12 protein-coding genes are annotated in these 13,255 nt (G+C 50.9%); 3 read left to right on the top strand and 9 right to left on the bottom strand.

Features of this window, described 5'->3' with window-relative positions; translation table 11 throughout:
• Both mutY and acpS read right to left on the bottom strand, forming a co-directional pair.
• A partial coding sequence (gene mutY, locus RW092_RS22840; RefSeq protein WP_316011375.1) for an A/G-specific adenine glycosylase occupies positions 1-750 on the bottom strand: 750 nt, incomplete at its 3' end.
• A 12-nt stretch (positions 751-762) separates the two neighbouring features.
• Positions 763-1,170: a holo-ACP synthase gene (gene acpS / locus RW092_RS22835; RefSeq protein WP_016313554.1), complete on the bottom strand. Its 408-nt coding sequence runs from the start codon at positions 1,168-1,170 to the stop codon at positions 763-765.
• 293 nt (positions 1,171-1,463) lie between these two features.
• On the opposite strand from acpS, the gene RW092_RS22830 reads away from it, so the two are divergent.
• Entirely contained in the window at positions 1,464-2,369 is a 906-nt protein-coding gene (locus RW092_RS22830) for an AraC family transcriptional regulator (protein WP_316011374.1), read from the top strand.
• A gap of 86 nt (positions 2,370-2,455) precedes the next feature.
• Here the strand turns inward: RW092_RS22830 and RW092_RS22825 are convergent, their stop codons facing one another.
• Genes RW092_RS22825 through RW092_RS22810 form a run of 4 tightly spaced genes read right to left on the bottom strand, consistent with a single transcriptional unit; the run spans position 2,456 to position 6,067 of the window.
• Positions 2,456-3,652, bottom strand: a complete 1,197-nt coding sequence (locus RW092_RS22825) for an ABC transporter permease (protein WP_127576753.1) — start codon at positions 3,650-3,652, stop codon at positions 2,456-2,458.
• The gene (locus RW092_RS22820) at positions 3,649-4,338 is read right to left on the bottom strand and encodes an ABC transporter ATP-binding protein (protein WP_028539399.1); all 690 of its coding nucleotides are present in this window, start codon (positions 4,336-4,338) and stop codon (positions 3,649-3,651) included. The genes RW092_RS22825 and RW092_RS22820 overlap by 4 nt, the downstream gene beginning before the upstream one ends.
• A complete protein-coding gene (locus RW092_RS22815) occupies positions 4,335-5,402 on the bottom strand; it encodes an efflux RND transporter periplasmic adaptor subunit (RefSeq protein WP_254899736.1) in 1,068 nt (355 codons plus the stop codon). The genes RW092_RS22820 and RW092_RS22815 overlap by 4 nt, the downstream gene beginning before the upstream one ends.
• A 29-nt stretch (positions 5,403-5,431) precedes the next feature.
• Complete coding sequence (locus RW092_RS22810) at positions 5,432-6,067, bottom strand: YIP1 family protein (protein WP_232228352.1); 636 nt, start codon at positions 6,065-6,067, stop codon at positions 5,432-5,434.
• 887 nt (positions 6,068-6,954) lie between these two features.
• Between RW092_RS22810 and RW092_RS22805 the strand changes: the two genes are divergently transcribed.
• Positions 6,955-7,878 carry a transposase gene (locus RW092_RS22805; protein WP_316011373.1) on the top strand — a complete coding sequence of 308 codons (924 nt, stop codon included), beginning with the start codon at positions 6,955-6,957 and terminating at the stop codon, positions 7,876-7,878.
• A gap of 712 nt (positions 7,879-8,590) precedes the next feature.
• Here RW092_RS22805 and nadE read toward each other — a convergent pair.
• From nadE to RW092_RS22790, 3 genes are all read right to left on the bottom strand, one after another.
• Entirely contained in the window at positions 8,591-9,400 is an 810-nt protein-coding gene (gene nadE / locus RW092_RS22800) for an ammonia-dependent NAD(+) synthetase (RefSeq protein ID WP_016313560.1), read from the bottom strand.
• 128 nt (positions 9,401-9,528) lie between these two features.
• Positions 9,529-9,963, bottom strand: coding sequence for a BrxA/BrxB family bacilliredoxin (locus tag RW092_RS22795; RefSeq protein WP_016313561.1), 435 nt, complete (start codon positions 9,961-9,963; stop codon positions 9,529-9,531).
• Positions 9,964-10,106: 143 nt separating this feature from the next.
• The gene (locus RW092_RS22790; protein ID WP_316011372.1) at positions 10,107-11,804 is read right to left on the bottom strand and encodes a two-component system sensor histidine kinase NtrB; all 1,698 of its coding nucleotides are present in this window, start codon (positions 11,802-11,804) and stop codon (positions 10,107-10,109) included.
• A gap of 122 nt (positions 11,805-11,926) precedes the next feature.
• Between RW092_RS22790 and RW092_RS22785 the strand changes: the two genes are divergently transcribed.
• A complete protein-coding gene (locus RW092_RS22785) occupies positions 11,927-13,195 on the top strand; it encodes a BaiN/RdsA family NAD(P)/FAD-dependent oxidoreductase (protein ID WP_316011371.1) in 1,269 nt (422 codons plus the stop codon).
• Positions 13,196-13,255 lie beyond the last annotated feature (60 nt).

The raw sequence follows: 13,255 nt of genomic DNA, 5'->3' as shown, positions 1-13,255 counted from the left end.
GCCGGACAGCGCCCCGCTGCCCTCGACGAGGGCGGCGAGTCGATACTCCGGCCGCGGCGGCTTCGCCTTGCTCTTGACCGGCAGGCGCTCCTCTGCGCCTTCGAGCCGGCCGGCGCAGCGAGCCATGACCGGGCAGATCAGGCATTGCGGTGACTTGGGCGTACAGACGAGCGCGCCCAGCTCCATCAGAGCCTGATTAAAATCGGAGGCCCGCCCTTCCGGGATCAGCTCCGCGGCCAGCTCCTCCATGAGGGTGCGTGTCCCGGCCTTCGCGACGTCTTCCTCGATCAGGAAGTAGCGTGACAGCACCCGCATGACGTTGCCGTCCACCGCCGGTTCCGGGCGGTTAAAAGCAATGCTCAAGATCGCCCCGGTCGTATACGGGCCAACCCCCTTCAAGGCGGAGACCTCCGCCTTGGTATCCGGCACGATCCCGCCGTGCCGTTCCATCACCTGCTTGGCCGCCGCCTGCAGATTGCGGGCTCGCGAATAATAACCAAGCCCTTCCCAGCATTTCAGCACCTCTTCCTCCGGCGCCTCGGCTAAATCCCGAATCGTCGGGAAACGCTCAATAAACCGCTGAAAATACGGGATCACCGTATCCACCCGCGTCTGCTGCAGCATAATTTCCGACACCCAAATATAATACGGATCACGATGCCTGCGCCAAGGCAGGTCCCGCTTCGACCGCTCGTACCAACTCAACAGTTCTGTACTGAAAAATACCCGTGTTTCTCTATTTCCCCGCATCCTGCACTCCTTCTATTGCACGCGTTCCACCACAGCAAAGGCCGAAGCCAGCTGCCGCTCATGCGTAATACTAAGATGTATGGTATACCCGCTGCCCTCCGGTTGACCAACTCCAGACAGCCCGAGCCGCACCCAGGCCCCCGGCGTCAGCGTCACACACGGTTTCCCTTGCGCATTGGGCAAAATCTCTATATCAGTAAAGCTAAGCACCTGACCGATACCACAGCCAAACGCCTTGCTGACGGCTTCCTTTGCTGCAAACCGCCCCGCCAAAAACTCCGCCGGTCGGGCAGCTTGCCCAGGCAGCGCAAGCTCCGCCGCAGTTAAAATCCGTCGGCGCAACCGTTCGCCGATCGTCTTGTTGAGCAAGCGCTCTATGCGCTGGATTTCGACAATGTCATGTCCGATTCCGAAAATCAACAGGCAGCCCTTCTTCCTACAAAACGTAAACTTCGAACCTTACTTCTATCATTGCGCCCTGTCCTGAGCCAAGCCCATAACGGCCGCTTCCCCCATTGTAGCAGGGAACGGGAGGAGGCGCGAGTCTTCCCATCGGGAATGACCAATCACCGTCCACCCAGAAAACAAGCAACACAGCTCTCCCTTCCTCCATGCTATACTGAAGCTGCGTTATCTTCCCAACCGCAAGAATGATCAAGAAGCCAATTTTTCGGTCCGCTATACTTGAACCATAGACCGGTCTGGAGGCAGTTATGAATCAAATCAACATCATTCAAAAAAGCATCGATTATATCGAAGAACGGCTAGGCGAAGAGCTCACATTGGCTGAGGTGGCCAAGGCGATGTATTATTCCGAATATCATTTCCATCGCACATTTCAGTATGTTGTCGGCGATACGATGACGACCTACATTCGTAAGCGCAGGTTGTCCCACGCAGCCGAACTGCTGGCACGTACCGACCTGAAAGTCGTCGATATTGCCCTGCGCTGCGGCTTTGGTTCTCATGAGGCCTTTACCCGGGCCTTCCGAAAAATGTACGGCATCCTGCCGACGGAATGCCGTCGCCGCGGTCGCCCGCCATACCTGGTACCCAAGGCCAATCCGCTTCGAGACTTCGTTGCTCAAATTACGTACGATTGGGGAGATTATGTCATGCAATTCCGTATTGAACAGATTCCAGCTAAACGCATTCTGGGGTTCGCAATCCAAACAACCACGGAAAATGGGCAAAATCACAAGGACATCCCAGCATTTTGGCAAAAATATATGCGTGAACAATGGGGCTCCCGCGTACCTACCAAACTCCATCCAAATGTTGAACTCGGCGTCTGCACCGCCATCGATGAAGACGGCACGTTCCGGTATATCATCGGCTTTGAAGTCGACGAAACGGCCGAAGTTCAGGAAGGAATCACGGAGTATCGGATCCCGGCACAAACCTATGCGATCTTCACGACTCCACCTGCAGGGGAAGCCGATTTCTCCTCGTCTATTCAACAGACATGGGACGAAATCTTTACGGACTGGTTCCCAACGTCCGGCTACGAGCAAGTGGCTGCGCCTGATTTTGAATGGTATGATGAACGCTGCTGGCCGAAGGAAGGCAAACAGATCGACATTTACGTCCCGGTTCAGCCATCTGAAGCAAAGGCGTAACCCGCTGACCTGCAACATCATCATAGTAACCCGCAGCAAAAAAGAAACAACCCGGGCTCCACCCAATGGAGAACCGGGTTGTTTTATTATTCGTAACGCAGCGATTCGATGGGGTGCAGCTTGGAGGCTTTGTTTGCCGGGTACAAGCCGAAGAAAATACCCACCGCTGCCGAAAATCCAAACGCCAATAAAATGGCCCAAATCGAAATGACGAACGGCCACCCCGAGATCAAAGCGAACACCCAGGCCGCCAATAACCCGAAGAGGGCGCCAATCGTCCCCCCAATAAACGAGAGGATTATCGCTTCAATCATAAATTGAAGCATGATCGTCCCTGGCGTGGCGCCAATCGCTTTGCGGATCCCGATTTCCCGGGTCCGTTCTGTAACCGAGACCAACATGATGTTCATGACACCGATTCCCCCGACTAGCAGGGAGATCCCAGCGATCGAACCGATGATCGTTTGCAGGATAGAGAACGTGCTTTTGATCATTTGCTCCGCATCCCTTGCCGATTCCGAGACATAAGCATCCTTGCTCACGTTTTTCCGATCTGCCAGCCAAGCCTTGACCGACGCTACCGTTTCATCCATTCTTTCCGGCGATGTGGGCAGAATCTCCAGCATACTTAAACGATCACTTGACCCTTCCACATCCAGCATCGTCGTAATTGGTGCGTAAGCAGAGTAACGCTCTCCGCCAAAACCGCTCATGAGACTCTCCTGCGCCTTGTACACGCCAACAATTCGGAACATCCCTCCAGATAGTTGGATTTTCCGACCGATAGCACCTTGTGGAGAACCAAATGCTTTATTGGCATACTTGGCCTCAACTACGAGGATTTTTTGACGCGCTCGCTCCTCTTGAGAATTAAAAAATCTGCCCGCCACCAAATCGATCTTTTGCATTTTAGGCGAATCCGAAGTCGTGCCCGTGATACTAAATTGCAGCTCTTCCTTCTTCAGCTTACCGGTCATTCCGTAGGAAGACGACGACGAAACATAACGGACCCCCGGGAGCTTACGAATTTCTGCCATTTCACGCTGCCGGAAATAGACATTATCCTCGGGCTCCCCGTTGCTATAGTTCGGATAGATCAGAAAATACCCATCCTCATAGTTCGACATCTCCGACATAATCGAGCTTTGTCCAGCCTGGCCAATAGACACTACCGTGACCACCGCAGCGACGCCAAAAACGATGCCAATCATCGTCAGGAAGGAACGCAGCTTGTTCATTCGGAGATTGTCCAGAGCAACAAGGATGCTCTCCCAAATGCTCATCCCCCAACACTCCCTTTACGCTTGTCGCTTAGGATCCGTCCATCCCCAAATGTGATGATCCGTTCGGCATGCTCGGCAATGTCCGGTTCGTGGGTAACGAGCACGATCGTCGTCCCTTCGGCGTGAATTTCTTTGAACAGATCCATAATCTCATAGGATGATTTCGTATCTAGGTTCCCGGTAGGCTCGTCGGCCAACAGGATCGGTGCATTCATGGTCAACGCCCGGGCAATCGCCACCCGTTGCTTCTGACCGCCGGAAAGCTCGTTTGGACGATGCTTAACCCGTTCAGCCAGTCCCACCCTGCGAAGCAACTCAAGGGCCCTTTCGTTACGCTCCTCCCGGGAGATGCCGGCGTACATCATCGGCAGCGTGACGTTTTGCAGTACGGTTTGCCTGCCCAGCAAATTAAAGCTTTGGAACACGAACCCGATTTTCCGGTTCCGTACGCGTGCCAATTCCTCCTCATTCAACGACTCTACCGCTGCTCCGTCCAACTCATAGCTGCCGGAGGTCGGGACGTCCAGACATCCGATAATGTTCATCAGCGTTGATTTACCGGAGCCGGATGAGCCCATGATCGCTACGAACTCACCTTTCTCGATGTGCAGGTCAATGGGGGTCAAAGCTTGTACTTCAAGGGGGCCGTTTTTGTATACTTTGGTGATGCCTTTGAGCGTAATCATTTCACCTTCACCTTAGCGCCATCCTGCAGCTTGTCGCCGCCTTCCACTACAACCAAATCGCCTGCGGCCACCCCGGAGACCAGTTCGATTTGAGCCTCGCCCTCTTTCCCGGTTGTCACTGGCACCTTAACAGCAACACCGTCCTGAACCTTAAAGACGTAGGCCTGCTCACCGTCATATTGAACCGCATCAATTGGCACAAGAAGCCGTTCCTTATCGGGAATCTCCATCTCTACCGTGACGTTATACCCCGGACGAAGCTCTGATGATACTTGATTCAGGCTGACCTCCATTTCCACCGACGTATCCTTGGAGGTTGGATCGGCTAAACCGGCGGTAGGCGCCAAATACGAGATACTGCCTTCATAACTATTCGAAAAAGCCTCTCCCGTAACCACCGCCTTCATCCCTTGCTCCGCTTTGCCTGCATCCAACTCATTCAGGTATGCACTTACTTTAAGCTTGCTCACATCGGCAATTGTTGCGATCTCGCTGCCTTCGGCCAGCATTTGACCTGCGTTTACCGTCAGGCTGGTAACAACGCCGTCGGCTGGGGCCAGCACCTTCTGGTTAGCAAGCTGCTTCTCCAGGGATTGAATCGTCAGCTCACTGGAACGAATGCGCAAATCATAGGTGGTAAGGTCCAACTCCTCCGGTTCGAGGTCCGGGTTTTCGAGACGCGCTTGCTTAAAGCTCTCAAAATGCTGTTTTTTGGCCGCCAGTCGTTCCGCTTCAGTCAATTGCAGATTAATCCGTTCCTTCTCCAGCTGTTCCCGTACCTGCTCCATGCTCAGCGTAAGGAGAACCTGCCCTTTCTTAACCGTATCACCCGATTTCACCTTTACCTCTTCGATCACCCCGCTTGCCGGAGCATACACGGAGGTCGTCTGTCCCGGTTCCAGCTTGCCGTTCGTGTAGATTTGCTCGACGATTTTGCCCATCTCCACGGCGGCGACCTTCACTTCAGCGGCCCGATTCAACCCGATCATATTGGCAATGACCAACGCGATGACCGCCAACCCGACGACAGCGCCCCAAAACCACTTTTTCTTCAACAAGTCCATCACCTATCCTGTTATGTATAATTCCGGACTTAAACCAGCAACAGCGATCCCAGCGATAACACGAGCCATGCTGCAATAATCCAAACAGCCACCGATTTGTAAGGCCGTTTCATCATGACGGAAGAGCCGATGATATACAGTACGAGGCCCCAAATTGAAAATGGATTCATCAAGGATAAGAACTGGTACATTGCACTGGACTTATCAGAGACAAGAGCTCCCAAGCTCAGCGAAACATCCGTAACAGACTGCACGTCCATCGTCATGATCATAATTCCCGTGATCAAGCTGCCTAACAACCCTGGCAATGCGGCATAAGCAGCGATGGAAACGAACTGCATGTATTTGCCTTCACCGCGAACGACTAAATTCAGCAGCAACAACAACAAGCCCGTCACAAAAATCGTAATAACCGGCATCACCACACCCATTACGTAAGCAGACGTCTTCGCTGTTGCCATCATCGTCGATTGCATCGAGGCATCCACTGATTGACTTTGGATCTGCCGTAGAAATTCCTTCTCGATCACCGGCATCTGCATGTAGATCACGACAACGGAAACAATGATCATTGCCGCAAGCGCAAAGAGCCAAGCGGTCTTACTCTCCCGCACCCGCCTGAACGTTTCCACCGGAGCTGTAAAAATCGTAAACACGTTTTTCATAGAAACTCCCTCCTCAAATCTCCCAACATTGTTCCATCCCATAAATATGTAAGACTAGAATCATGTTATATATACGAACAAAGTCGCAAAGAGATTCAAGTTAGGCACATTTTACAACTCATGCAAGATCTCGTGAACATCGCATTCCTAGGAATCTCACTGGGTTTCCCTGCCATTATACCCCTCTATCCCAATTCCGCCACAGTCTCAAGACCAGGATCACTGCTAGACCTAAGCCCAACCCCACTCAATTTGCAAAAAAAATCAGCGTCCCATTGCGGACCTCGCGGACCTTGCTGCCTTTCGTAATTAAATCTTTAAAGGAGGAGCTCCTCTTGCTACACCTCTTTACACTATTATTCCTTTGACTCAGAAATGCAGGGGTTAGGTTGGAGTCCTTCCTGCTGCTTTTTTGTATGATTATCCCTTGGGTTCAGAATAACAAGATCAAGGTAGGGATCCTCTCGTTACGCCCACTTTACGTGAATATCCCTTTAACTCAGAATTAGGGTTCCAGATAGAAGCCCTTCGTGCCACCTCTTTCCATGATTATCCCTTTAACTCAGTGTGACAAGGTCGTGATAGGGATCCTCTCGTGTGTCACTTTACGTGAATATCCCTTTAACTCAGAACGGAAGGATCGTGGAAAGAAGGGCTTTCTACCGCTTCTCTGCACAAGTTCTCTGCACAAGGCTATCCCTTTTGCTCAGAATTAGGAGTTACATGGGACGAAAAGTGAAATAAGCTCCTCTGGGAGAAGATTTTTATATAGTAATAATTTTTTGGGATTTTTTTCTTGTATACAGAACGTATGTTTGATATAATGAAAAAAAGGGAACATATGTACGTATTATTAGGATGCGGAATTTGAGTTGGAGGGATCGGACATGGAGCTTGGTATGAATACGGAGCTGTTTCAAACTGTTAGCAGCCGCTTTCAAAGCGAGGGTGATTGCATAGAGGCCATCATCGCGATGAAGTGGCCAAATGGCTTCGTTTGCCCGCGTTGTGCTTATACGGAGTGCACCCGCCTGTCCACCCGGCGACTTCCTTTGTTCGAGTGTGGACGATGCGGCTATCAAGCGTCGCCTTTGGTTGGTACGATTTTTGAAAGAACCCATCTGCCTTTGGTAAAGTGGTTTCGTGCCCTCGAGTTGTTCCTGCTCCCCGATGGCATCTCAGCGCTGCGGTTGAGTCAGGTCATTGAAGTGACCTACAAGACCGCCTGGCTCATGCTGCACAAAATCCGTCATACCCTCGGCGAATGCGATGCCCGGGAACTGCTCTCTGGAGATGTGAAGGTCAACTGCGATCAATATGCTTATGATTCGTTACGCTATCATCCGGCGGCTCAGCCTTATGCTACCCCGGTTGTCGCCGGATGCACCGTCAAGGAGTCTGGCGAGCCGGAGCGAGTAAAGATCCAATTGATTTCACATAAAAGAGGAGACGGACAACGAGCCAACAAGCACGATGTCGCCGCGTTCATCCATAAACATATCGATGTCCCTAGCTCTACCGTTCAGTCATTCCCTTTGGCATTTCGACTGTATATGCCTTTGCGCAAAGAAGTTAGAGCGGCGTGGAATTCGCTGAAACGTACCTATGTTGCCTTGGGGCTAACCCATTTGCAAGCCTATTTGAATGAATACACCGTCCGCCGTTACCTACGTATGTCAGATTCCGAACAAGAAATGCGCTTTTCCCTGCTGCAGATGTGTGTATCCATTCCTGCAATCCCTTACCGCCAGTTAATCAAACGCCATCAGAACGCACATCATCGGAAACTGTTCCTAGTAACAGCGGCGTAAAATTAATATGCTATCGAGATACGACTGGGGTCATAATGAGGCGGCAATGAGACACTAGATGAGATGCTGGCTAGGTGCTAATGTGGTGCTGTAATGCTCGTGGACAGTTATGTGATTATGATCGTAAGGGGGCTAATGGGTTACTTATTAGATACTTATTTAGATACTTACTAGTGCTTGCTAGTACTTGTTCGATGTTTATTCGATGTTTATTCGATGCTTGTTCTAACTGATTCTTAAATACTTGCTCGATGCTTATTGTATACGAGTGAGTTACTAATGATACTAATGGAAGTACTGGCGCGTCTACTCCCATCCCTTCTCTTTCTTCCATTCCACTAACTGACTCAACGGGATAATCATCAAAAGAGGGTGGCGAAGAGAGAAGAGGCCAGAGTCCCCCTGTTGAAACGATCTCAACCCATTGATTTTCTTGCAATTTCTTATTGCTACCAATTTCCCTTGCTAGTAATAACTACTGCCGTGCAGATCTGCTACTTTGTTTCACTCACCTCCTGAGGCAACGGGATAATCATTGAAAGAGGGCGGCCGGAATACTAGCTGCGTACACTTTTCCTGAAAAAAAGCGGGCTCCGGGCAATAGCGCCCGGGCCCGCGTAACGCGTTGAGGGTGGCGATAACTTTAATTGGCGATGGCGTGCCGTTTGAGTCCATGCCTATCACACAACGACACTCCTGCGCCTATGTTGAATTAAATGCCTGGGATTGGGCTGCGTTTGTGCTCGGTCTTACGGTAGAAGGCCTCTAGGCGCTCTTGGACGGCTGGATCGATCTGCTTGCCTTCCAGATAATCGCTGTTATCTTCGTAGCTGATTCCGAGCTCCTTCTCGTCCGTTTGTCCTTCCCACAGACCAGCGGTTGGCGCCTTGTCGATTACGCTTTGCGGTACGCCGAGGCGGACGGCAAGCTGACGGACTTGACGTTTGTTCAGCGAGCTGAGCGGCGTCACGTCAACGGCTCCATCCCCCCATTTGGTGTAAAAGCCGGTAATTGCTTCTGACGCATGGTCGGTACCCACAACGAGCAGGTTCAGCTCAAAAGCCAGCGCATATTGCATGACCATCCGGGTCCGTGCTTTCACGTTACCTTTGCCTTGCGGGCTGAGGTGACGGGATTGCCCGATATTTTTCAGGCTGTGCTCGACTTCGAGGGCGATTTCATCTACGGCTTCCTCAATATTCGTCTCCACGGTATGTTCAAGGCCAAACGCCTTGGCCACCTCGTAGCTGTGCTCGATGTCCTCCTGCTTCCCGTAAGGCTGGAATACGCCCAGTGTCATGTATGGTTGGCCGGTCTCCTGCGTCAGCTCGTCCGTTGCCCGTTTACACAAGCCGGTGGTTACTGCACTATCAATCCCGCCGCTGATCGCGATTAATAAACCGGTCGTGCGTGCCGCTTTGACCTGCTCCTTCAAAAAGTCAACCCGACGGCGAATTTCCTCATCCACATCAATGACAGGTTTAACCCCAAGCCGTTTAATGATTTCCTGCTGCAAACTCATCTTAAATCCCTCCACATCCAAGATATAACATTTCATGTCAGTAGTATGCCCTAAATCGAAAAACGCCCCAAACCATCCAGACAAGCTGGATGGCGGGGCGAAAGCGACTGATTAACGGCCGCTACAGCTTATCGGCAGAAGCGGTCGAACGCGCTGGTCAGATCAGCGGCGATTTCTTCAGCCGAACGGTCTTCAATTTGGTGACGTTCGATGAAATGGACGAGCTCGCCGTCCTTCATCAAAGCGATCGAAGGCGAAGACGGCGGATACGGTGCGAAATATTCGCGTGCTTTCGCCGTAGCTTCTTTATCTTGACCGGCAAACACGGTAAACAAGTGGTCCGGTGTCACATCATGCTGCAACGCCTTTGCTACGCCCGGGCGGCATTGTCCCGCTGCGCATCCGCAAACGGAATTGACAACGACCAGCGCAGTGCCTTTCGCATTAGGCAACTGTTCTTCGACTTCCTCCGGCGTACGCAGCTCTTGAATCCCCAGCACGGTTAATTCGTCTCTCATCGGTTGTACCATGTCTCTCATATATTGGTCAAATGACATCGACATTACCCATCACTCCTTATGCATAATCACATGGCTCTATTTTGAGCTCTCGCAATCGCCTCGCTCTTAGCCAGATTAATTTAATTATACATTCATAGGGAAGGAAAGCAACTCTGCTGATCGACGTCAAATGACCCAACCCCGACTTAAGAGAGTGGGAAAAGAACGGTAAAGGTTGTGCCTTGACCCTCTGTTGAATCGACGGTAATTTTGCCGCCGTGGCGTTCGACGATGCTAAGGCATAACGCCAGCCCCAGCCCTGTTCCCTTCGCTTTCGTCGTAAAAAATGGCTCAAACAGCTTCTCTCGCTGCCCGGAAGGAATCCCAGGCCCTGTGTCGCTGACCATCAGGAGGCCCCCCTGATTAGTAACGCGGGTCTCTATAGTGAGCTGCCCTTTTTCGGTCATCGCCTCCATCGCATTACGCGACAGATTTAAGATCAGCTGCTTGATCTCTTTGGCATTCAGCAACAATTCCGGCATGGAATCATCCAGCTTGACCTCAATCGTTTGACCGCGGAGGTTCGCATCTGCCCAAAGCAACGGCGTCAGTTCCTTAATGATATCGTGGAGATGGCATTTCTCGCTTTCAACCGGACGATTCTGCGCCAGGGAAAGAAAGTCATTGATGATGCCATTCGCCCGATCAAGTTCTTCCATCACGATGCGGTAGTAATGATCCAACGTTGGCGGGCTTTTCTCGCGCATGAGCTGCAGGAAGCCCCGTACCACTGCCATCGGATTGCGGATTTCGTGCGTGATCCCGGCAGCCATCTGACCCACCAGACTCAGCCGCTCCACATGGTTCAGCTCCATCCGCAGCGTTTCCAGTTCGGTGATATCCTGAACGATAGCTACCGCACCGATCACTTCGTTGGATTTGCTTTTTTGAATCGGAGACGTACTGGTAAAATAAATATGATTATCCGCTTTGATCAAGTCGGTCACTTTCGTTTGCCCTTCGAGCGACTGCTCGACTCGGGAGGCGATGGACTCAATCGGCACGCCGCTGAGCACATCGCTCAACCGGCACAGCAGCAGATCCTCGCGTCGCGATTCGTTCGGCTCTTTTTGGTACGTCCGATAGAGTTGGAGAAACGTTTCATTTATCGATATAATATAACCTTGTTGATCCAGCAGCACGATGCCCAACGGAGCGGCGTCCATCATTTGCTGCAGCTTCTCGGCTTCGCGGAAGTATTCGCGAGACAGCTGCATCACTTGGCCGCGCAGCTTCTCCTTCTCCAGGGTACTTTCGATCATGTAAACGAACAAGCTGCCGACCACCATCGTGACTAACACATTAATGAATTCATTCGTTAGAGCATTGAGGTCTGAATGAAATGATAGACTACCGGTCAAAAATGGAGACATGCCAATCATCGTCTCTCCGCTCATAAAGTAGAGAGAAAGGATGGCCACTTTGCCCTGGCGACTGGTTCTTTTGAAATAGCGGGAAGTAAGCAGAACAAAAGGATACAGGAGTAACCCTGTCTCCATGATAAACCCGATAAGGGTGTAATTTACTGCAAACAGAGGATGAAGGATAATCTGCAGCAGAGCTAATGCAACCCCGTTCCGGAACCGACCATACAACATGAGCGCAAACAAAGGCAAAATTCCGAAATTCAAAGGGAAGACTTCCCATAACCGCGAGGCAAAGATATCACAAAGCAACATGCTGGATAAACAGGTATACATTAAGCCAACGGCGTAAGGATGTCCCTCAGTGCTACGGTTGTGATGAGGCCAGCAACTGCTGGTCCTCTCAAACGTCAAAGGAAATAGGAATGCAGGCAAGCTGGCGATCAGCACTTGAAGCAGGATCTCTTTAACAACATCCACGTTCTCCCTCCTCTGGCGGAAGAATACAACTCTAGTTTCGATTAAATCATAGCCGACAAAGTTTTACAATAATTCATGATTTATTAAATAGTAAGAATAGTACAAATAGAGAGGATATCTACATGAAAAAAGCAGATGTCATCGTCATCGGCGGCGGCCCCTCCGGTCTGATGGCCGCCATCGCGGCAAGTGAGCAGGGTGCAAAAGTTCTTTTAGTGGACAAGGGAGACAAGTTAGGACGGAAATTAGGCATCTCCGGCGGCGGAAGATGTAATGTCACCAACAACAAGGAGTTGGATGAGCTCATCCAGTTTATTCCCGGCAACGGCCGTTTCCTCTACAGTGCTTTAAGCACGTTCGGCAATAAAGAGATTATCGCTTTCTTTGAAGGACTTGGAATTAAGCTCAAAGAGGAAGATAACGGGCGAATGTTCCCTGTCTCTGATAAAGCCAAAACCGTGGTCGATGCGCTGATCAACCAAGTGCGCTCGCAAGGCGTGCAAATCCGGGTCAACAGTCCCGTAGCGGAAGTGCTTTATGATAATGGTCGAACCGTAGGCGTCAAATTAAAAACCGGAGAAGTATTGGAGAGTCACGCGGTGATTGTCGCTGTGGGAGGCAAATCCGTACCACAAACCGGGTCGACCGGCGACGGATATGCCTGGGCAGAGAAAGCTGGTCACACGATTACTGAACTGTTCCCGACCGAAGTTCCGCTTACTTCGAATGAACCCTTTATCCAAAGCAAGGAGCTGCAAGGGCTGTCCTTAAGAAACGTCTCCCTTTCCGTATGGAACCCTAAGGGCAAGAAGCTGATCGAGCACTATGGCGATATGCTGTTTACACACTTCGGGATATCAGGACCAATTGCTTTACGGTGCAGCCAGTTCGTCGTCAAAGCGCTAAAGCAGTTTGGCACTGGCAATATTGAAGTTTCCATTGACTTTACTCCTGATAAAACGAAGGATGAAGTCTACAACGAAACGCTGCAGCTTGCGGAACAAGATCCCAAAAAATCAATTAAAAACGTATTAAAAACGTATTTGCCAGAGAAAATCATCCCGATCCTGCTGCAAAAAGCCGAATTAGACCCTCTCCTGACTTACGCGAATATTCCAAAGCAAAAGTGGCTGCAATTTGCCCAGTTGGTTAAACGTTTCCCGATTCGGGTCTACGGAACGTTATCGATTGAAGAAGCCTTCGTAACGGGCGGCGGTGTGAATATAAAAGAAATCGATCCTAGAACGATGCAATCGAAGCTGATGCCAGGACTTTATTTCTGCGGAGAAATTCTGGACGTTCACGGCTATACCGGCGGATATAACATTACGGCAGCTTTCTCAACCGGATATACGGCCGGCCGCAACGCTGCGTTGAGTGCGGGCCACTAAACCGATCGTTAAAACCAAAAACGGGACGCAGCGGAATAGCTCCGCTGCGTCCCGCTTTTT

Origin of the sequence: Paenibacillus sp. 3LSP, from assembly GCF_032465655.1 — a bacterium.
In the GTDB taxonomy this organism is placed as follows: domain Bacteria; phylum Bacillota; class Bacilli; order Paenibacillales; family Paenibacillaceae; genus Fontibacillus; species Fontibacillus barengoltzii.
This window is presented reverse-complemented; position numbering and strand designations above follow the sequence as displayed.